Below are 20609 nucleotides of genomic sequence, written 5' to 3' on the forward strand. Positions count from 1 at the left end.
AAAACGCCCAGAGTTCCTGAGTGGTTCCGTCCATCCGGCTGAGTGCCGGATGCAGCGTAAGCCGGATGCCGCACTCACGCACGGCCGGAAGCAGGCCCCATGCCCTCGCGATGTCCTTGCGCGCATCTATTGACGCCGGACTAATAGGAGGCCGTGTCGTGGCCCCCTACAGTCCTCTGTCCTCTGAATTCTGGCCCCGGACATCCGCCCCGACCGCCTCGGCCAGTTCCGCCCAGGCCACCCCCAGGTCGGCCCGCTTCCGGGCGGCGGCCAGGTGGGCCCGGAGCCACCCCATGTAGGCGCCGATCACGTCGGCGAACATGACGTCGCCGGCCTCGTAGCCCCGGGTGGCCACGTCGAGCGCGGCCCGGGAGAGCCCCACCACCTTGCCCGCGTAGAGCGCCTCCTCGCGGGCGGCCCGGTCGAGCCGGAACCAGGCGTCGCGCACCCCGTACCGGGTGGCGGCCTCTTCCTTCCGCAGCGTCTGGCGCAGGGCCTCGAGCTTCTGCCGGGTCTCCCGGACGTAGGCGTCGCCGGTTCCGTACCAGGGCATCTTGGGCAGCCCGGCCCCCATGGAGGCGGTGGTGGCCACGGCGAAGGGCTCCTTCACCCGGGCCGTGCCCACCTGGGTCACCGCCTCGTCCTGGAAGAGCGACAGGTTCAGGGTGTAGGCGGGGTAGATCCGGGTCTCGGCCATCTCGATCATCCGCTCCATCTTCCCCACCGTGGCCCTCAGTTGCCGGAGTTCCTGGCGCCGCTCAAGGGCCAGGTCGTACAGGGGCTCGAGCTCCGGCACCCGGCGCTCCGGCTCCCCGGGGGTCGGCCTGCCCACGGCCGTCTCCGGCCCCAGGTCGAGGATCTCCCGCACCTTGGCCTCCAGGGTCCGGCGCTGTTCGGCCAGGGTGCGCAGGTCCTCCGACACGGTCTCCCGGCGGATCCGCACCTGGATCACGTCCTGGAAGTTCGTCTTGCCGGCCTCGTACCGGGCCTTCGCCACGGACTCCAGGCGCTTCAGGAGATCGAGCATCTCGCCGGTGATCCGCTCGGCCTCGCCGACGAACCCCAGGTTCCAGTACGCCCGCCGGGCCCCGGTGACGGCCCTGCGCCGGGCCATCTCCAGCGCCTCGGCCGCCGCCCGCACCTCCTGGGTCACGATCTCGCCCTTGAGGGCCAGGACGCCGGGAAACGGGAACCGCATCTGCACCGGCTCCCGGCCCTTCATGGGCCCGATCCCGGTCATCAGCCCCTCGGTGAACGCCGTGTACTGCCGCAGGATCTCGTCGAGGTTCCAGGCCTGGGTGTAGCGCTCCAGGGCCCCCCGCAGGGTGTCCTCGGCCGCCCGGATCCCGGGGTTCCGGACCCAGGCCAGGGCCTCCAGGGTCTCCAGGTCGAACCCGTTGGCCAAAAGGGCCTGGGCCTTCCCCGGGTCGTCGGCCGCGGGCCGCACCCGCTCGAGCACCTCGGGGGCGGGCTCGTAGAACCGCTCGCCGGGCAGGCCGGCTTCGAGGGCCTCGGCCCACCGCCGCCGGGCCTCCTCCAACCGCGCCTTCTGGGCCTCGAACGCCCCTTCGCCGGTCGCGTGCGGCCGTGTGGGCGGAGTCGAGGCCAACTGCGCGCGGTAGAACTCGCCCGGCTCGTACCCCTCCCACTCCCGGTCGAGGGCCCGGTATCCGGCCCACGCCGGCGCCGCCGCGAGGGCCAACGCGAGGGCGCCGCCCGCCCCGACCCGCCGCATCCATCGTTCCCACCGCGTCATGGCTGAACCTCCTCGGCCCCACCGTCCCGGCGCGTCAGGCTCGTGGCCGTGAGCCGCTCGAGCCGCGCCAGAAACTTGCCGTAGTCCGCCTCGGCCCGGGCGAGGGAGAGTTGGAAGTTGTAGAAAACCGACTGGGTCTCGATGAAATCGCTGAAACTCCCCTCCCCTTCCCGGAACCAGGTCTCCGCCACCTCCAGCGACTGGGCCGCCTGGGGGAGGAGTTCGTCCCGGTAGAGCGTCACAAGCCGTTCGGCGTTCTTGAGCCGGAAGTAGAGGCTCCGGATCATCGCGTCGGTGTCGTTGATCCGGGCGGTCTTGAGCGCCCGGGCCCGCTCCATCTCGGCCCGGGCGGCCCCGGTGCGGCCCGCGTTCTTCCCGAGCCACAGGGGGATCGTGAGCCCGAACTGCACCCCCACGGCGTCGCGGCCGGCGTCGTCGGGTTCCATGGGCACATCGGGGTCGCCGATGCCGGCGTAGAAGAGCCCCACCATGAAGTTGGGGAGGTTCTCGTACCGGGCCAGGTCCATCCGGGCCCGAGCTTTCTCCACTTTCGCCTCGGCGATCCGGATCTCCTCCTGCCGCTCGGCGGCCAGGCGGTGGATCTCGTCCAGGGTGTAGGCCAGCGGCTCCACCGGCTCGTCCGGCAACGGTCCCAGCTCCGCGTCGGAGGGACGGTTCAGCAGCGCGTTGAGCCGGGCCCGCTCCGTGGCCTCCAGCTCCTCCAGAAGCAGGGCGTCGTACTCGAGCTGGGCCCGCTGCGACTGGGCCTTGGCCACGTCCACGAAGGCGGCCCGGTCCTCGGCGTGGGAGGTCTCGGCCACCTTCCGGAGGTGATCCAGGAGGTCCCGGTTCGCCGCCACCACCTGCTTGGCCCGGCGGATGTAGGCCAGTTCGTACACCGATTCCCGCAGCGCCACGATGACATCCCGCACCGCCTTGTCGAGTTCGAGCCGGGCGATCCGGGCGTCGGCCTCAACGACCTCGCCGGCCTTGGAGAGCTTGCCCGGAAACGGGATCATCTGGCTCAGCACCGCGTTCCAGTCCTGGGGCCCGAGCCGGGTCTCGATGGGCCGGGGAAAGTAGGTCACCATCACCTGCGGGTCCGGATACGCCGTGGTCACCCGGTACCGCTCGATCACCGACCGCCACCTCTGGCGCGCCGCCTCGATCTTGGGGTTCGCCCGGTAGGCGTAGGCGACCAGGTCGCCCACCGACGGGCCGCTGCGGAGCCGCGCTTCCAGGTCCTCGGGCGCCCCGGCCGCGGCCGCCACCTGGGCTGCCAAGAGGAGCGCCGCGGTCCATCCCAGGCTTCGTTTCATCCCGTCCTCTCCGATCTCAACGAAGGGGTCCTGGCCGACGGGGGCCGGTGTACCACCATTTCGGGGCGCCGCCACCCGTCGGCCAAAGCCGCCGCCCCAGGCAGCAACCCCCGTGCCACGGATTTTTTGCTCTGATTTCAAGTGGTTCCGAAGCAGCGCGCCCGTGCGTTCGTACAAACTGAAGACTATTCGGCATCCGTCTGTAGACTATTGCCCACCTCCGCAACAGGTGCCTCCGCACCCGCTGGAGCCGGGCCGGCCGGCGGCCCCGAGGGCCACGGACGGCCCCGAGGCGAGGTACCGGGCCGGATAGCCGAGCCGGGTCACGGCGTCGGCCAGCCGCTTCGGGTCCGCCCGGCCGGGTTCGTACTCCACGCCCACCCGGCCGGCCGCCAGGTCCACCCCAACGGCCCGCACCCCGGGCAGGGCCCGGAGCGCCTCCACCACCCGGCCCTCGCAGCTTCCGCAGGAAAGCCCCTCCACGGCGAAGAGTACCCGGTCGGTGGGCCCGCGGCCGGCCGTGGGAGCCCCCTTCTCCCCCACGGCCGCCGTGGCCAGGAATCCGGCGGCCAGAAGCACCGCCACAACAACGCCAAAGCTCGCGATACGCATCGAATGGCTCCTTGGTTGGTCGTTGGTCGTCCGTCGTTGGTCGTTGGTCGTTGAGGGACGGAAGGGACGGGGCTCGCCCCGCCCAGCCGCCCAGCCGCCTAGCCGCCTAGCTTCCCGCCGCCGCGTCCTTCACGAGCCGGTCCTCCTCCACGATTTGCCCGTCGGCCACCCGCAGCACCCTCCGGGCGTATCCGGCGCACTCCGGGCTATGGGTGACCATCACCACGGTGGTGCCCTCCTGGTTGAGCCGGGTCAGCAGGTCCATGACCTCCCGGCTGGTTTTCGTGTCGAGGTTTCCGGTGGGCTCGTCGGCCAGGAGGATCGGCGGGTCGTTCACCAGGGCCCGGGCGATCGCCACCCGCTCCTGCTCCCCGCCCGACACCTGGCTCGGCAGCCGGTCGGCCTTGGCCCCGAGGCCCACCTTCTCCAGCGCCTCCACGGCCATCCGCCGCTTTTCCCGGCGGGGGGCCCTCACCGTGGCCAGGGGCAGCATCACGTTCTCGGCCAGGGTGAGATACGGCACGAGGTGGAAGCTCTGGAACACGAACCCCAGGAACTCCCGCCGGAAGTCGGCGCGGCGCTCGCCGTCGAGGCCGTACACGTCGATGCCGTCCACCACGAGCCGGCCCTCGGTGGGGGTGTTCAGGGCGCCGAGGATGGAAAGCAGGGTGGATTTGCCCGAGCCCGATTCGCCCATCACGGCGACGAACTCGCCGGGTTCGATGGAAAAGCTCATGCCGCGCACCGCGAACACCGCGGCCTCGCCGCTTCCGTACTGTTTCGTCAGGTTTTCCGCAACGATATGGGACATGGGAACACTCCGTTGGTCGTGGGTCGTTGGTCGTTCGGTGGAAAGGGGCGTGGGCCCACTCCGTTCCACCGCTCCTGCGCCCCGAGCGCATTCACCGGGCGCCCTACAGGGCCCGCAGGGCCTCGTTGGGGTCGAGCCGGGCCGCAAGGAACGCCGGGTACACGCTCGCCAGGAGCCCCAGGGCCACCGCCAGCACCAGGGCACCCCCGGCCAGGACCGGGTCGAGGGGCACGCTCACCACATGGCCCCCTTGGTGGGCCATGGCGTCCCCCGGGCCCCCGGCGAAGAGCGGGACCAGAACCCGTGCCCCCAGATACCCGGCCAGGTACCCAACCACCCCGGCCAGGGCCGACACGATGCCGGCCTCCAGGAGGATCACCCGCATCACGTGGCTCTTCCGGAACCCCACGGCCCGGAAGATGCCGATCTCCACGGTGCGTTCCCGCACGCTCCCCATCAGGGTCACGAGCACCACGAGCCCCCCCACGAGCACCACCAGGGCCGAGACCCCGAGGGAGAACTTCTGGAAGTGCCCGAGGGTCTCCATGCGGCCCTTCACCACCTGTTGGATCGCCATCACCTTGGCCCCGGGGAGCACCTCCGCGATCTGCCGGACCATGTCCTCGATCGGACAATCGGCGCACAGGGCAGCCACCTCGGCCAGCGAGATCCGCCCCTCTTTCTCCAGCACGAACTGGGCTGCCCCCAGGTGGGTGAAGATGAGGTGGTCGTCCTGGGACCCGGTGGGCTCCAGCACCCCGGCCACCCGGAACTCCCACCCGTCGAGCGCCACGGAGTCACCGGGCCCCAATCCCAGGGCCCGGGCCGCGTCAGCGCCCAGAAGCACCTCGTTCTCCGCCGGATACCCGCCTCGCACCTGCCACCAGGGCTTCAGGACGTGCGTCGCGTCGAAGTCCACGCCCGCGAGCAGGGCGTTTTGGTCCTTCACCTTTACGACCCCGAGCAGAACCGGCCCCACGGCGGCCACGTTGCCCGCGTTGCGGATGGTGGAGATTCGGTCCAGTTCCTCCTGCCGGATTTCTTTCGTCTCGAACGACACCCCACCCAGATTGAGCCCCCCGTAGGTGAGCGACAGGCTCTCGGTCCGGGGCACGATGAGGATGTTGGCCCCGTATTGCTCGAGTTTGTGGTTCACGTCCTCCACGAGGGCGCGCGACAGGGTCATGAGCCCCACCACGGTCGCCACGCCCACAACCAATCCGGCCAGCACGAAAGCCGCCTTGGCCTTGCGCCGCCGCAGGTTCAAAACGGCGATGTCCCGGAGCGTCATGGTCAGCCCTCCCGCCCGAACTGGAAGTACCGCCGGCCCTCCAGGATGTCGGCCACCCGGAGGATCACCTTGCCTTCGCGGACCTCACGCTTCAGGGGGGCCGGGTTGCACCCACCCTTCACCTCCATGATCTTCACCGAGGGAAACCGCATGCGGCAGTTCTGGCAGACCATTTCGTCCCCGTCCTGCCGGTACCCTTTGCCGGCGGGCCAGCAGGAGTCACAGGCGTCGAAGGCCGCCCGGATCACGCCGTCGGAACTCTTCAGGACGAAGTACTTGATCGTCACCCCGTCGCCGGCCTCGTACTGGAAGAATCGGGCCTTCCCGTCGTCGAACTGGGCCGCCGGAAGCACGATCTCCCCGGCCTGGGCCGCGGTGACTGCGGCGACCTCCGACGCGGGTCCCCCCCGCAGGCCCCAGAAGGCCACGCCCGCGCCCACGACCACGACGGCACAGGCGATCATCGCGAGAAGCGGTGCCTTCGAGCGCTTCCGGTTCTCCTGGCCGAGCACGGCGGCCTTCTTGGCGGCGAGTTTGTCGTCGGGACGGTTCGTGTTCTGGCTCATGGTCTAACTCCTTTCCGTTTCTTTCGGTTTGGATTCGGTTGGTTTTCTGGTCCACTCCGGGGGTCTACCTCCGCGAACTTCATCCTCGGCCAACGCCGGGGACGGGAGGATCCGCGGCAACGGGGATCGCCCCGCCCCTCGGGGACGGGAGGGCGAGGTCGGTCAAAAAGTGAACGATGGAACAACCGGAAATCAGGGCACACCACGGGGTGGGCGCGACCCGGAACGAAGGCGCACCGCGCCCCGTCCGGGGGTGGCCCCCTACGGCACTACGGGGTCAACACAGAAGGGAGGTGTTCTGAAGGTACAGGGGGGTGGGTGGTGCCGTCCCCGGAATGCGGATCCGCTCGGGACGGGGGGCCGGCCCGGGGACGGGGACCCGCCCCACCATCGGAGGAAGCACCGCCACCGCCTGGGAACCCTGGGCCGCCGGGGCGGCGGCCACCGCGGCCGGCGGAACGGGATCGCCGAGATCGCGCTGGATGTCGCACGGCACCGGCGCGTGGTCGCAGCAACAACCGTGGGCGCCCATGTCCCCGGCCCCGTGGTGGGCGGGCGTCTGGGCGCAGCACGACGGACCGCAGTCGGGCATCCGGGGGGCGAACCCCAGAAGCGCCACCGCCACCGCGAGCCACGCGGCGATGCGTCCGGTTCGGCGTGCAACGGCCGGCAGGGTCAAGCAGGGCTCCTCAAGCAAACCAGATTGGTCAGAAAAACGACATCGCCCAACATACGCGTCTCGCCCCTGATCGTCAAGCGCCTCGCTCGACTTTAGTCGAGATCCGTTCTCCAGAAACCACACCACAAGATCAGCTAATCCGGCCGGCGCCGCGGGATTCCAAACTTCTCCATCCGGTAGAGCAGGATGTGCCGGGGGATCCGCAGGAGCTTCGCGGCCCGGGTCTGGTTCCAGCCCGTGCGGTGCAGGGCCTCCTCAATCACGGCCCTCTCCACGTCCTCGAGCGACACCCCCTCGGGCGGTAGGTGGAACGTGAACCCGTCGCCTCCGTTCTCCCGAGTCTTCGGCTCCCGGATCTTCTCCGGGAGGTCCTGAAGGCGGATCGTGTCCCCCTCGGTGAGCACGAGGAGCCGCTCAATCGTGTTCTCGAGTTCCCGCACGTTCCCCTTCCAGGTGTACCGGCTCAGGGCCTCCAGGGCCTCGGGCTCCACCCGCACCGGCCGGCCCGGCGCGAGCTTTTTCAGAAAATGGGCCACCAGGAGCGGGATGTCCTCGGGCCGCTCCCGGAGGCTCGGCATGTGGATCGGCACCACGGCGATCCGGTAGTAGAGGTCCTCCCGGAACCGGCCCTCCTCGACCTCGGCCTCCAGGTCCCGGTTCGTCGCCGCCAGGACCCGGGCGTCCACGCGGATGACTTCGTTGGAGCCCACCGGGGTGATCTCCCGCTCCTGAAGGGCCCGCAGGATCTTGGGCTGGAGGTCCAGGGGCATCTCCCCGATCTCGTCGAGGAAGATCGTCCCCCCGGCGGCCTCCTCGAACCGGCCCTTCTTGTCGCGGATCGCCCCGGTGAACGCGCCCTTCTTGTGGCCGAAGAGTTCGCTCTCCAGGAGTTCCCGGGGGATCGCCGCGCAGTTCACGGCCACGAACGGCCGGTCGGCCCGGCGGCTCAGGCGGTGGATCGCCCGGGCCGCAAGCTCCTTCCCGGTGCCGCTCTCCCCGGTGATCAGCACCGAGGCGTCCGAGTCGGCCACCTTCTCGATCAAACGATAGACGGCCTGCATGGCGGGGGAATCGCCCACGATCTTGTCGGCCTCCTCGATCCGGCGCACCTCCTGTCGGAGCCGCACGTTCTCGGCCTCGAGGTCGCGCACCCGGAGGGCCTTTCGCACCGCGAGCTTGAGTTCGTCGCGGTTGAAGGGCTTCGTGATGTACTCGGCCGCCCCGGCCTTCATGGCCTCGACGGCCATCTCGATGGTGCCGAAGGCCGTGATCACGATCACCTGGGTTTCCGGCGCCTCGGCCTTGATCCGCCGCAGCAGGTCCATGCCGTCCATGCCCGGCATCTTGATGTCGGTGACCACGAGGTCGAAGGCCGCCCTGTCGAGCTTCTCGAGGGCCTCCTCGCCGCTCGCGGCCGTGGCCACGGCATAGCCCTCCTCGGCCAGGTTGTACTCGAGGATCCGCCGCAGGCTCGCGTCGTCGTCGACCACCAGCACCCTAGCCATCGGTCCCCTCCACCACGGGCAGGGTCAGCACGAACCGGGCCCCGCCCTCGGGCCGGTTCTCCGCCACGAGCGACCCGCCGTGGGCCTCGGCGATCTTCCGGCTGATGGCGAGGCCCAGGCCCGTGCCCTCCTCCTTCGTGGTGTAGAACGCCTCGAACACCTTGCCCTCCTCCCCCGGGGGGAGCCCCGGCCCCTCGTCCTCCACGCACACCCGGGCCACCCGGCCCTCCACCTCCCGGAACTCGGCCGCCGGCACCAGCCCGGGGCAGGACCCTACCCGGATCCGCACCCCCTTGCCCGGCGGGCTCGCCTGCACGGCGTTTAGCACGAGGTTGAGGAGCACCTGCTTCAGGTGGGCCGGCCGGCCCCGCACCCGCACCGAGCCGTCGGCCTCCACGGCCAGAGTGACCCCGGCCTTCCGGGCCGGGGTGGCCACGAACGCCGCCACCTCCCGGGCCAGAGCCGCCAGGTCCACGGCCTCGGCCTCCTCGTCGGCGCGGGGCCGGGCGTAGCCCAGGAACTCCTCGACCACCTGGTTAAGCCGGTCGGTCTCCTTGAGCAGGATCTCCAGGAACTCCGCCTTGGGGTGCCCGCCGGGGAACTCGTCGCGCAGGATCTCGGCCGTGCCCTTGATCGCCCCCAGGGGGTTTCGGATCTCGTGGGTCACGGCGGCCGCGAGCTGCCCGATGGCCGAGAGCCGGTCGGCCCTCCGCAACTGCTCCTCCACCTGGAGCAGGGTGTCGGCCTGCCGCCGCAGTTCCTCGTAGGAGCGCTCGAGGCGCTCGTTGGCGAGCTGCAGCCGGCGGCGCTGGGCCCGGTCGCGGTCGGCGAAAAAGCCCACGAGCCCGGTGAACACGAAGTAGAGCCCCACCTCCATGACCCGGTTCCAAAGTTCCCGGCCCATGTCGTTCCAGTACATCATGATGTGGGGCACGTAGATCGCGGCCACCACGCCGGAGACCACGAGCCCTCCCCGCAGCCCGAACCACACCGCGGCGAGCCCCACCGGCAGGTAGTACAGCCGGCGGTACACGTCGTGGAGCAGGGGCCGGGCCGTCGGCGTGCCGTAATGCAGCAGCGACACCCCGAACACCAGCACCCCCACCATCCCCACCTTGAGCCAGAAGTCCTTCCTCGGATCGTTCACCAGCATGCTCGTTCCCTCCGGACGGTCGGCCCCAGGGCCAAGCAAAGGCCGTACCGCCGGCCGTAACCGCCCGGATCCCCTTCGCCTTTCCCGGAACCAACCCGGCCGGAGCCTAGCACCGCCCCCCCGGGGTGTCGAGTTTTCTACACGCCGCAGACTATTCATCTCCACAGAACGGTCGTCCCGGATTCCACAAAGACGCCTCCTGCCGTATTTATCCTGTAATAGCAACGTGTTGTCGTTTTTCCTTCCCGCTTGGCACGCCCGATGCTTTCCACTCTGGGCAAACGCAACCCGCTCTCTCACCCCACCCAGAGGAGGTGCATCATGAAACGCATCGTCATCCTCACCACCCTCATCGCCCTGCTCGGTGTGGCCGGCCTCGGCCTGGCGGCGCCGGCTGCCGCGGACTGCGGCTGCGACACCGTGCAGCAGACCACCCCCCACCAGGGGCTCGAGCCCCTCGACCTGCTGCGCTAGGCGCGGCAAAGGAGGTGTACCATGAAGCGCCTGACCCTGCTCGCCGTCGTCCTCTCCCTGCTCGCGGTGGGCACCGTGAGCCTGGCGGCCCCGGCAGCCCCGACCTCCGCGGACTGCGTCTGCTCCACCACAGATAGCGGTCCGGGTCTGGAACCCACCGACCTCCTGCGCTGACCCCAGCGCCCCGGAGCGACGCCGGTGCCGCCCGACCCGCCGGGCCCCCTGGAACCAGGGGGCCCGGCGGCGTTTGGGGGCCCATGGACCGAGAAACGGCTTGCTCCCGCCCCCCGTTCTTCTGTGGGGCGTTCCAACGACAAAGGTGAGGGTGGGGCCCGAGCCCGCACCCGAAATCGGTCGACAGGCGACAGCCGGCAGCGCCTCCTTGAGACCTGTCCTCCGAATTCCGACGCCCGGTACGGCAGCCGCTCTGCCGGGGGCGGCCCCCAACGATTGCGCTGGGATCAGAGGGGAGGTGGGCCGCCTAGCCGGGGCCAGAACAAGATGTCGGCAGGGGCGGTTGGGCAAGTCAACGGGAGGAGAGGCGGGGACAGCCGCGGGGGGAAAACGGGAGGGGGGAGAGGTGGACCAGACCCCTCCCCCCTCTACAGGAGGAATGGGAATCGGGGTTGGGTCGATTCCCGGCCCGCTTCACTTGCATACCCCGTGCCCGACCCGGAGCGCACCGGAACCGCAGGCCAACCACCCGTTTTTCCGCCTTTTGCCCACACCCGACTTCCCACAATGCCCCGACATTTCCCGTATACTATTCTTCATCACTGTAGAATAGTATACAAAATCAAACATCGTTATTTTTGAGTTGACGTATCGGGTTCAGCCTGCTAAAAGCACCGTGGTGGGATGGCCAGAAGGGCCAATCCACAGACTCACCGGCGAAACCCGCGACGCGAAAGGAGGTGATGGAAAAACGGTTTGACTGGACGGAACGCGGTGTAGTGAGTCGTCGTTCTCCACAGATCCACCCCATCAAGAAAAGGAGGAAGGTGCATGCGCAAGTACCTGGTGTCCGCAACCCTCGCCGCCGCGGCCCTCGCCGCCGCGGCCCTTCCCGCCCAGGCCGCGATCGACTTTTTCGGCACGGCCAAGGTGAAACCCACCTTCTACAGCAACTTCGATTTTGACGACTCGAAACCCGACGCGCCGGCCCTGAACGAGGGCGGCTGGGCCTCGGGCGAGCACATGCGCGCCGAACTCCGGCTCGGGTGGAAGGCCAAGGGCGACAACTGGTTGGTGAAGATGATCGCCGAGGCCGACGTGATCATGAACAAGGACAACGGCGACCGGTCGTTCTACGTGGGGGCCGAGAAGAACAACCAGCCCAACGCGGGCGGGGAGTTCGGGATCGAGCGGGCCGAGTTCCTCTACACCTTCGCGCCCCAGCTCGAACTCGAGACCGGGTGGGACATCCGCGCCCTCGACATTCGCACCGGTGGGCTCCTCTACGGCGACGACCACCCGTTCATCGGGCTCCGCGGCAAGCTCTCCGAGATGTTCTCCTATGAGGTCCTGTACATGCCGATCCAGAACGGGGACGTGATCGGCACCCGGGACGACTGGCAGACCGGCGACTGGCGGGTGTACACGGCCAAGGTGGACGCCACGTTCGACACCGGCAGGGGCAAGTTCACGGTGAGCCCCCTGGCCGCCTACAGCGACAACGAGGACAAGAACGTGAACGTCACCTACTACGGCCTCGAGGGCCTGGGCCAGATCGGGCCCGTGAAGCCCAGCTTCGAGATCGTGGCCGCGAACGGCGAGTTCGAGGACGGCGGGCCCGACGTGCGTTCCTGGGCCGCGTTCGCCGGGCTCGAGGTGCCGGTGAGCAAGGCCCTCTCCCCCTACGTGGCCTTCCGGTACGCACGAGGCGACGACGACAAGAGCGACGAAGACGTGGAGGGGTGGCTCGGCATTACCGACATCGGCCGGTTCACCCCGCTCATGGGCATGGACGGGAACATCCTGGGCGAACACCTGGCCTCGGGCGCGAGCGTTTACGGCGCGTCCCTGTATGCCTACGCGCCGGAGCGGGCCGTGGGCGGCGACGGGTACGGCGGCATCGGGAACGGCGGGTCCGGGAACAACCCCGGCCAGCGCCTGATCGCCGTGGGCGCCAAGGGCGACCTGGGCGAGTTCGTGCCCAATCTCTCGTACAAGGCCCAGGCCTTTTTCATCTGGTACGACCAGACCGGCAACCTGACCAACGTGAAGGATCCGGGCGAGGACGTGGACGACTACGCCGGCACCACCTTCGACCTCCAGCTCGCCTACAAATTCAACAAGAACTTCTCCATCGACAACATCTTCTCGGCCTTCGTGCCGGGCCAGGGCATCGAGGACCAGGTGGACGCCAACGACACCGCCTGGCTCAACATGCTGACGCTGGCGTGGACGTACTGATCCACCCCGTTTCCTCCGCGCGGTTCTGACCCAACCCGCATCGGGGCCCCGGCGACGGGGCCCCTCTTTTTCGGGGCCGGGCGACTGGTGGTACTCTCCCCGGCGCATCCCCGACCCCCTCGAGAAGTAAGGAGTGCGATCGTGCGACGCCCCATTTTCCCGTTCTGGATGGTGATCCTCGCCGCATGGGCCGGCATCGCAACGGGGGCGGACCTTTGGGCCGACGTGGCACGAGTCTTGGAGGGGTGGCGGGGAGAAAAGACCGCCACGATCCGGACCGGCTCGGATCTCCTCGCGGCTCCCGAAACCAGAGCCCTGCTTCGCCGGTTCACGGAACGGGGGTTCGCGGTGATTCCCGCGGCGCCCGAAGGGCACCCCTCCACGGGACTCGTGGTGGACGTGCGAAGGGAGGGCGAACGTTGGATAGCGGCGGTGCGCCGGGCTTCGGACGGCGCGTTTCTGGCCCTGGACGAGGCCGGGCCGCCGGAACCGGGGCCGGAGGGCGCCCCGCCGGCGCCGCGCCCCGCCGGGCAGGCGGCCCCCGCGCCGGGCCCCTCCCCGGAACGGCCCCCTGCCGCGCGGACCGTGGAGCTCTCCGACCGGCCCCGGGGCCTCTGCGCCGTGGGGGGCGAGATCGCGCTCCTCTACGACGACCGGGTGGTCCGCGCGGCGCTCGGGACCGACGGTCTCCGGGAGTTGGCCCGGTTCCCGGCCCCGGTCCGCCCCAGCCGGGCCCTGTGGATCGACGCGGGGGACGCGGACGGCGACGGCACCCCGGAACTCGCCGTCACGTGGGCCGAGGACGTCGCCCAGGTGTACGAGGGCACCGACTCCCGGCCCCGCTCGGTGGTGCTCACCTGGCCCGGGTTGGAGCCGGCCAGCGAGGTGCTGCCGGGATACCTTCGCATCGTGGGTGGCCGGGCCCTCTTCCAGCGCAGGGGGCGGTTTTCGGCCTTCGAGGGCCCCGTGTCCGCCCTGGCGCCCGAGGGCGGCCGCTGGCAGGTGCGGGGCGCCGCGGACTGGCTGGCGGACCACGCCCTTTACGAGGCCACCCCGCTCCCGGACGGGCGGTGGCTCAGCCACCGGCCCGGGGAGCGGTGGCGCCTCCAGGGCCCCGGGGGAACCCCCGGCCGGGGGGTGCTCCTCGCCGACCTGGGGCCGTTCCCCGGGCCCGCCGTGGCCGTGCGGCTCGAGACGCCCGAATTCCGGTCGGGATTCGAGAAGGAAGACCGGGTCACCGAACGGTGGGTGGGGCTGCCGAGGCGGGTGATCGTGGATCCGGCCACGGGCTCGATCTACACGATCCGCAGGGGGCGCTCCCCCGGGCTGCCCCTGGTGGGACGCCCGAGCGGCGCCGACGCGGTGGTCCGGCTGGAGCCCGGCGGGGGCGGGCTCGCCGCGGAGGAACCCTACGGACGGGTGGAACTGTTCGTGCTGGACTTCGCCCTGCTGGACGGGGGGGGCACCGTGCTCCTCGCCAACGAGAGGGAAGACGGCCGGGGCGCGGCCTTCCTTTGGAGCGCCCGGCCCTGACCCGGTTCGCCGGCGCGAAACGGGCCGCCCCGAAGGAGGGACGGCCCGTACGCGTTCGTGCCGCAGGGATCGCGGCTACATCCCCATCATCCCCCCGCCGTGCATGGGCATGGGCCACTCGAGGGGGCCGTGGCCCTCCGTGCCCCCGTGGCCGGCTCCGCCCATGGGGCCGAACCCCATGGGGTACATGTGGCCGGTGAGGTCGTTCACCCCGTCGCCGTCGGCATCGATGAAGGCGTCGTTCTTCCCGTCGCCGTCGGCGTCCACCCAGCCGAACCCGTGGCCGTAGGGCATCCCCGTCACGTCGTCGATGCCGTCGCCCTCGGCATCGCGGTGGGCCATGGCGAACCCGTGCCTCCAGGGCATGCCCGCGTGGTGGCCGAAGCCCGGCTGCTCGTCCACGATCCGGTCCCCGTCGGCGTCGACGAACCCGTCGTTCACCCCGTCGCCGTCGACATCGGCCCACCCGAAAGGGTGTTCGAAGGGCATGCCCGTCAGGTCGCAGATCCCGTCGCCGTCGGCGTCCTGGAAGAGGTCGTTCTTCCCGTCCCCGTCGGCGTCCATCCAGCCGAACCCGTGGCCCAGCCCCCCCCGGCCCCGGTCGTCCATCCCGTCGCCGTCGGCGTCGACAAACCGGTCGTTCACCCCGTCGCCGTCGGCATCGGCCCACCCCATGTCCATCAGGTACGCGTACCCCTCGTGCGGCGTTCCGGCGTCACACACCCCGTCGCCGTCGGCGTCGGCGCACAGGTCGTTCTTGCCGTCACCGTCCTCATCCACGAATCCGAACCGGTACCCGTCGAACCCGGTATGGTCCACCACCCGCCCCCCCGCGATCGTCACCGTGCCGAGGTCCAGGGGGCGGGAGTCCATCATCCGCACCGGCACGGCCGTGTCGGTCCCGTCGGGGAGGTGCACCATCAGGGTGTGATCCCCGTCGGGTACCCCGGCCATCGTGAATCCGCCGAAGGCGTCCACCGGCACCCCGGCGGCCGCATCGTCCAACGAGACCGTGGTTCCCGCCGGGGCCGCGGCGCCGACCCGCGCCGCCACCCGTCCGGTGGCCGATTCCACGGAGAGCACGCCCGACACCGTGCTGCTGTCCGTGACGGCCGCGCTCGTCGTACCGCCGCCCCCCGAGGACCCGCAGCCCCCGGCCACCAGGCCGAGCGCGGCCGCGGCGGCCCACACGGCCCACGCCCGCCGGTGCGACCGGGTTCCAAACCTCTTCACGGCGTTTTCCTTTCGCATGGTCTTCTTCTCCGTTCTTCGTTGCGGCGGGACCGGCCCCGCCGGTTCGGGTCGTTTTCGTCCGACCGCTTCGGTTACGGCACCAGGCAGTGGCCCGGCGCCAGATGGGTCCAGTGATGGAACGGAAAACAACCGGTCAGCAACACCAGCGTTGCCGCCACGGCCACCCCCCAGATCCACATCCGTCTCATGGTTCGCGCGCTCCTTCGGGGCCTCGCCCTGGTACCGGAGAAAGAGGACGGTGCATGTCCGTTGAGACGCACGGGCCGCCCGGGGGTTTACCCGGGGCCAAACAGTTTCTTCGCCCACGGGAGAGGGACGCGCGTGGGGAGTGGTTCGGGCCGGGTGCGAGTGCAGCCACCCACCCGTCACAGGAGCCGTGCCAGGCGAAGCCCCACCGCCTCCTCCACCCCCCGGAGGAGGTCCACGGCCCGCACGGGATCCGGCAGGATCACATCGGCGCGCGCGGCCGGAGCCCCCGGCGTTCCGCACGCCCCGGCGGGGCACCACACCACCGGCACCGGCGGCCAGGGCAGCCCGGCGGGCCAGGGCCCCCAGCACACGACCACATCGGCCTCCGGAACCCCTTCCGGCGTCCCGGGGACCACCTCGAGCCCAGCCGCTTCCAGTACCGGCCGCCAACCCTGTTCCTCCCCCACCCAGGCCACTCGCACCCGTCGCACCTCTCCTCGACGAAGACAACATCCCTGAGCCCCGGCGAAGGGTGCAGGGGGCGTGCCGTGAAGGAGCGTCCGGCGAATCCCGGGGAGCACGGGAGGGTTGTGAATCCGAGGGGGGACTTCGGCGGCCGAGGCGAGGGGAGGGCCCCGGGGGAAAATGGAGAATAGTCTTCGGCGGGTTGGAGACTATGGTTCAACGGGCGCGACCGGGGGCCGGGCCTCGGGCGGCCCCCCGGGGAACCGGGCCCACACCACCTCCCCGTTCACCGTGTTGACGGCGGCCTCCCCGGCCCAGCGGCCGGCCTCGTCGAACAAGAACGCCAGCACGTACCCGTAGTACCACTCCCATCCCCCCGGCCGAAGCCCCTCGTCCGGGGGCACGGCCCGCCGCACACGGGAGAGGGCGTCTTCCGGCCCAAGCCGCTCCCGCACGAGGTCGGGGTCGCGCCGGGCCCGGTGCCCGTATTTCTGGTTCCACATCATCTCGGGGTCCATCCCCGGAAACCGCTTCGGCCCCAGTCGGCCGTCGGCGGAAATCTCCAGCGCGAAGGCCCCCCGCCCCGTGTCCACCTCCCGCACGTACGCGAAATACCGGTCCCCGCTGCGCGCCACCCGGTGGACCCGCACCCCTTCGAGGCCCAGGGCGGCGATGTACTCCTCCGCGTAGCCCCGCACCGCGTCGAGGCCCTCCACGGGCCGGATACGGAACTCCTTGGGCACGAGCCCCACCCCCGCCCGCACCGGGAACCCCCCCGCCCACACCCCGACGCCCCCCGCGAGCAGCAGGCCGGCGGTCACAACCTTCACCCTTCCGCGCATCCTTCACCTCCGGACCGGGGCACGCCGCTTGCTTTGGGATTCCGGCGCCATACACTCGCAGAAACCGTAGCCTCCATTGAACACCCTGCAACCCGTGGACCAGGAGAGGCCCCCATGAAACGCCTCGCGACCGTTCTCGCCCTCGCCGCCACCGTCGGCCTCGCGCCGTTGGCCCGCGCCGAAAAGATCCCCGTTTCGGCCACCCCCGCCTACGAGGCCGCCTTCGGCGCCCCGCCCGCGTCCGAGGGGGTGGCCTGCCGGGCCGCCGTGGTGTACCTGCCCGGGCTGGGGGCCTCGGGCTCCCCCGACCGGCTCGCGCCTGTGCCCCTGTTTTCCGTGAACCCCGACCGGATCGTGGAGGAGGCGGCCCGGGTGTTGGTGGGGGGCCACCCGGAACAGGTGCGCCTCCTGCCCCTTCCCCGCCTGTTTCCCGAGGGGACGACGCTGGCCGGGGTGGAGGTGACGGACGGAGTCGCCCGGGTGCGCGTGACCCAGGGACTCCCGGGCACGGCCCATCCGCTGGCCGCCCAGGCGCTGGCCCACACCCTGACCCAGTTCGAGGGAATCTCGGCCGTGCAACTCCAGGCGGGTGCCGAGCCTCCCGGCCCCACGGTGCGGCCCGACCCGGCCGTCGTCGAACCGCCGGCCGCGCCCCGGCTGCTCGACGTGCTCACGGCCGTACACGAGGGGGAGAGCCCCGAGGAGATCGAGGTCCTCTTCGACCGGCCCGTGGAGGTGATCGAGGTGCGGGTCGAGTCGCCCGCCGGCACCCCCATCCCCGGCCAACTCTACACCTCCATGTTCGACATGGCCGCCGTGCTGCGTCCCGCCGACCCGACCCGGATCCGCGAGGGCATGGAACTGCGGGTCACCTGGGCGGTCCGGGACCGCAAGGGCCGGGAGGCGCGGGGGGCGAAGACCCTGCCCCTGCGCTGGTACGTCCACCTGGAAACCCGATGATCCCCACGGTGCTTGCGGTGCTGGCCGCCCTGGCCGGACCGGTTCCGGATCGCGTGCCCGAGGCCGTGAGGGCCGGCACCACCCAGGCCGTGGCCCGAATCCGCGCCGTGCGGATCGAGGGGAAGTTCGGGGAGTACGGGGATCGGGTTCACGTGACCCGGTTCGATGCGGCGGGCGACCCGACGGCCGTGGAGGGCAAATTCATCCGCCTCGCGATTGGAGTTCTACCGTGAAGCCTGGTTGGGGTCCCGTCGGCCGGGTGGCCGCCTCGGGCGGGCTCGGTGTGGTCTTTGCCCTCCTATACGGTGCGGTAGCGTATCTGCCGGTGGTGGGCTACGGGCTTCCCCTCCGGTGGGCCGCCGCCATCCAGCATTGGGGCCGGCCCCTGCGCTTCGGGCTTGCCCTGGCCGCTCTCGCCTGCGCCTGGGTCGCCCTCGGGATCGTACACGGCGTGCCCCCGAGGATTCCCGATTCCCGGGTGCGGCGCCGGGCGGCATGGGTCGCCTGGCTCGCCGCAGCCGCCGTCGTGGCCGTGCTCGCCGCCCCGACCCTTCTCAACCCTTTGTAAAGGATGCCAGCGATGGCGGTCTCTCACACCGATCCGGTCTGCGGCATGAAGGTCGACCCGGCGAAGGCCGAACACCGCCATACCCACGGCGGCACGACCTACGTCTTCTGTAGCGCCCACTGCCTCGAGAGGTTCCGGGCGGATCCCGCGGCGTATTCGGGCGGTGCCCGCGACGCCGGCGAATCCGGGCCGGCCGCCCTCACGGACCCGGTGTGCGGGATGGCCGTGGATCCGGACACGGCCGAACACCGGCACACCCACGGGGGCGCGACCTATGCGTTTTGCAGCGCCCACTGTCTGGAAACGTTCCGGGCCGACCCCGAGGCCTATCTGGGCGCGCGGCCGAGGGCGCCGGAACCCCACCCGGCCGACACCCCGGGCGGCTACACCTGCCCCATGCACCCCGAGGTGGTGGCGGACAAACCCGGCCCGTGCCCCAAGTGCGGCATGGCCCTGGAACCGGTGCTCCCCGCCGCGCCCGGAACGGGCCCCACCGAGTACGTGTGTCCCATGCACCCCGAGGTGGTCCAGAGCGAACCCGGGTCGTGCCCCATCTGCGGCATGGCCCTCGAGCCCCGGGTGCCCGACGCCGGGGAGGAGGAGAACCCCGAACTGCGCCACATGCGCCGCCGGTTCTGGGTGAGCCTCGTGCTCACGGTGCCGGTGTTCCTGATCGCCATGGCCGACGTGCTGCCCGGACGGCCGCTCGAAGGCCTCGCCGCCGGCCGAACCCTGACCTGGATCGAACTCCTCCTGGCGACGCCGGTGATCCTGTGGGGCGGCTGGCCGTTCTTCGTGCGCGGGTGGCAGTCGGTGGCGAACCGAAGCCTCAACATGTTCACCCTGATCGGGCTCGGCACCGGCGTGGCCTACGCCTACAGCGTGACCGCCGCCCTCTTCCCCGACCTCTTCCCCGCGTCGTTCCGGGACGAGGCCGGCCAGGTGGCCGTGTATTTCGAGGCCGCTGCCGTCATCGTGACCCTGGTTCTCCTGGGACAGGTGCTGGAACTCAAGGCGCGCAGCCAGACCGGCGCGGCGATCAAGGCCCTCCTGGGGCTCGCCCCCAAAACGGCCCGGCTGGTGCTTCCCGACGGCACCGAAACGGACGGCGCCCTGGACCGGGTCAAGCCCGGCGACCGGCTCCGCGTGCGCCCCGGCGAGAAGGTGCCGGTGGACGGGGTGGTGGTGGAGGGGCGGTCCAACGTGGACGAGTCCATGATCACCGGGGAGCCGATCCCGGTGGAGAAGGGCCCGGGCGACCCCGTCACCGGGGCCACGGTGAACGCCACCGGCTCGTTCGTGATGGAGGCCAAACGGGTGGGGGCGGAGACCCTGCTCGCCCAGATCGTGCGAATGGTGGCCGAGGCCCAACGCAGCCGGGCCCCGATCCAGAAGCTGGCCGACCAGGTGGCAGGCTACTTCGTGCCCGCCGTCGTGGTGATCGCGGGGATCACCTTCGTCGTCTGGGCCGGGTTCGGCCCGGAACCGCGCCTGGCCCACGCCCTCATCAACGCCGTGGCCGTGCTCATCATCGCCTGCCCCTGCGCCCTGGGGCTCGCGACCCCCATGTCGATCATGGTGGCCACGGGCAAGGGGGCCACGGTGGGCGTGCTCTTCAAAAACGCCGAGGCCATCGAGCACATGCGCAAGGTGGACACCCTGGTGGTGGACAAGACCGGCACCCTGACCGAGGGCAAACCCCGGCTCGTTACCGTGGAACCGGCGGAGGGGATGGACGAGGCGAGGCTTCTGCGCCTGGCGGCCAGCCTGGAGCGGGCCAGCGAACACCCCCTGGCCGCCGCCATCGTGGCCGGCGCGGCGGACCGGGGCGTCGAGCCGGCGGCCGTGGAGGGGTTTGAGTCGATCACCGGCAAAGGCGTACGGGGCCGCGCGGACGGGGCCGAGGTGGTGCTCGGCACCAAGAGCCTCCTGGACGACCTGGGCATCGACCCGGGCCCGCTCGCCGGCCGCGCCGAGGCCCTCCGGGCCGAGGGGCAGACCGTGATGTTCGTGGCCGTGGATGGGAAGGCGGCGGGGCTTCTCGGGGTCACCGACCCGGTGAAGGAGACGACCCCCGAGGCGATTCGGGAACTCCACGCCGAGGGGATCCGGATCGTCATGCTCACCGGCGACAGCCGCACCACGGCCGAGGCGGTGGCCCGAAAGCTCGACATCGACGAGGTGGTGGCCGAGGTGCTGCCCGAGGACAAGGCGAGC

At 70.8% G+C, this 20609-nt stretch carries 20 protein-coding genes; 8 read left to right on the forward strand and 12 right to left on the reverse strand.

Going from position 1 to position 20609, the window contains the following annotated elements; translation table 11 throughout:
- Positions 1 to 166: 166 nt before the first annotated feature.
- The 9 genes from ACY0I8_RS09510 to ACY0I8_RS09550 form a co-directional block, all read right to left on the reverse strand.
- On the reverse strand, positions 167 to 1756 hold the full coding sequence (locus tag ACY0I8_RS09510; RefSeq protein ID WP_461394542.1) for a TolC family protein: 1590 nt from the start codon (positions 1754 to 1756) through the stop codon (positions 167 to 169).
- Positions 1753 to 3075: a TolC family protein gene (locus tag ACY0I8_RS09515; protein ID WP_461394543.1), complete on the reverse strand. Its 1323-nt coding sequence runs from the start codon at positions 3073 to 3075 to the stop codon at positions 1753 to 1755. Before ACY0I8_RS09515 ends, ACY0I8_RS09510 begins: the two co-directional genes overlap by 4 nt.
- A 207-nt stretch (positions 3076 to 3282) precedes the next feature.
- Positions 3283 to 3687, reverse strand: coding sequence for a heavy-metal-associated domain-containing protein (locus ACY0I8_RS09520; protein ID WP_461394544.1), 405 nt, complete (start codon positions 3685 to 3687; stop codon positions 3283 to 3285).
- A gap of 106 nt (positions 3688 to 3793) precedes the next feature.
- Entirely contained in the window at positions 3794 to 4498 is a 705-nt protein-coding gene (locus tag ACY0I8_RS09525) for an ABC transporter ATP-binding protein (protein WP_461394545.1), read from the reverse strand.
- Positions 4499 to 4601: 103 nt separating this feature from the next.
- A complete protein-coding gene (locus ACY0I8_RS09530; protein ID WP_461394546.1) occupies positions 4602 to 5789 on the reverse strand; it encodes an ABC transporter permease in 1188 nt (395 codons plus the stop codon).
- A 2-nt stretch (positions 5790 to 5791) separates the two neighbouring features.
- Positions 5792 to 6355 (reverse strand): Fe-S-containing protein, encoded by a 564-nt coding sequence (locus tag ACY0I8_RS09535; RefSeq protein WP_461394547.1) that lies wholly within the window; start codon positions 6353 to 6355, stop codon positions 5792 to 5794.
- A gap of 277 nt (positions 6356 to 6632) precedes the next feature.
- Positions 6633 to 7034 carry a hypothetical protein gene (locus ACY0I8_RS09540; RefSeq protein WP_461394548.1) on the reverse strand — a complete coding sequence of 134 codons (402 nt, stop codon included), beginning with the start codon at positions 7032 to 7034 and terminating at the stop codon, positions 6633 to 6635.
- 134 nt (positions 7035 to 7168) lie between these two features.
- Positions 7169 to 8539 (reverse strand): sigma-54-dependent transcriptional regulator, encoded by a 1371-nt coding sequence (locus ACY0I8_RS09545; RefSeq protein ID WP_461394549.1) that lies wholly within the window; start codon positions 8537 to 8539, stop codon positions 7169 to 7171.
- Complete coding sequence (locus tag ACY0I8_RS09550) at positions 8532 to 9686, reverse strand: sensor histidine kinase (RefSeq protein ID WP_461394550.1); 1155 nt, start codon at positions 9684 to 9686, stop codon at positions 8532 to 8534. Before ACY0I8_RS09550 ends, ACY0I8_RS09545 begins: the two co-directional genes overlap by 8 nt.
- 327 nt (positions 9687 to 10013) lie before the next feature.
- On the opposite strand from ACY0I8_RS09550, the gene ACY0I8_RS09555 reads away from it, so the two are divergent.
- The 4 genes from ACY0I8_RS09555 to ACY0I8_RS09570 all read left to right on the forward strand — a co-directional run bounded on the left by ACY0I8_RS09555 (position 10014) and on the right by ACY0I8_RS09570 (position 14114).
- Positions 10014 to 10166, forward strand: a complete 153-nt coding sequence (locus ACY0I8_RS09555) for a hypothetical protein (RefSeq protein WP_461394551.1) — start codon at positions 10014 to 10016, stop codon at positions 10164 to 10166.
- A gap of 21 nt (positions 10167 to 10187) precedes the next feature.
- The gene (locus tag ACY0I8_RS09560; protein WP_461394552.1) at positions 10188 to 10340 is read left to right on the forward strand and encodes a hypothetical protein; all 153 of its coding nucleotides are present in this window, start codon (positions 10188 to 10190) and stop codon (positions 10338 to 10340) included.
- Between the two features lie 831 nt (positions 10341 to 11171).
- Positions 11172 to 12581: a hypothetical protein gene (locus ACY0I8_RS09565; protein ID WP_461394553.1), complete on the forward strand. Its 1410-nt coding sequence runs from the start codon at positions 11172 to 11174 to the stop codon at positions 12579 to 12581.
- Positions 12582 to 12722: 141 nt separating this feature from the next.
- A complete protein-coding gene (locus ACY0I8_RS09570; protein WP_461394554.1) occupies positions 12723 to 14114 on the forward strand; it encodes a hypothetical protein in 1392 nt (463 codons plus the stop codon).
- A 75-nt stretch (positions 14115 to 14189) separates the two neighbouring features.
- Here ACY0I8_RS09570 and ACY0I8_RS09575 read toward each other — a convergent pair whose 3' ends face one another.
- From ACY0I8_RS09575 to ACY0I8_RS09585, 3 genes are all read right to left on the reverse strand, one after another.
- The gene (locus ACY0I8_RS09575; RefSeq protein WP_461394555.1) at positions 14190 to 15347 is read right to left on the reverse strand and encodes a hypothetical protein; all 1158 of its coding nucleotides are present in this window, start codon (positions 15345 to 15347) and stop codon (positions 14190 to 14192) included.
- A 386-nt stretch (positions 15348 to 15733) separates the two neighbouring features.
- Positions 15734 to 16048, reverse strand: coding sequence for a hypothetical protein (locus tag ACY0I8_RS09580; RefSeq protein ID WP_461394556.1), 315 nt, complete (start codon positions 16046 to 16048; stop codon positions 15734 to 15736).
- Between the two features lie 183 nt (positions 16049 to 16231).
- A complete protein-coding gene (locus tag ACY0I8_RS09585) occupies positions 16232 to 16864 on the reverse strand; it encodes a hypothetical protein (protein WP_461394557.1) in 633 nt (210 codons plus the stop codon).
- Positions 16865 to 16978: 114 nt separating this feature from the next.
- Between ACY0I8_RS09585 and ACY0I8_RS09590 the strand changes: the two genes are divergently transcribed.
- The 4 genes from ACY0I8_RS09590 to ACY0I8_RS09605 all read left to right on the forward strand — a co-directional run.
- The gene (locus ACY0I8_RS09590; RefSeq protein ID WP_461394558.1) at positions 16979 to 17824 is read left to right on the forward strand and encodes a GerMN domain-containing protein; all 846 of its coding nucleotides are present in this window, start codon (positions 16979 to 16981) and stop codon (positions 17822 to 17824) included.
- Positions 17821 to 18057 (forward strand): hypothetical protein, encoded by a 237-nt coding sequence (locus ACY0I8_RS09595; protein ID WP_461394559.1) that lies wholly within the window; start codon positions 17821 to 17823, stop codon positions 18055 to 18057. Before ACY0I8_RS09590 ends, ACY0I8_RS09595 begins: the two co-directional genes overlap by 4 nt.
- Positions 18054 to 18392, forward strand: coding sequence for a hypothetical protein (locus tag ACY0I8_RS09600; RefSeq protein ID WP_461394560.1), 339 nt, complete (start codon positions 18054 to 18056; stop codon positions 18390 to 18392). The genes ACY0I8_RS09595 and ACY0I8_RS09600 overlap by 4 nt, the downstream gene beginning before the upstream one ends.
- A 12-nt stretch (positions 18393 to 18404) precedes the next feature.
- A partial coding sequence (locus ACY0I8_RS09605; protein WP_461394561.1) for a heavy metal translocating P-type ATPase occupies positions 18405 to 20609 on the forward strand: 2205 nt, incomplete at its 3' end.

This window comes from Deferrisoma sp., assembly GCF_054681715.1.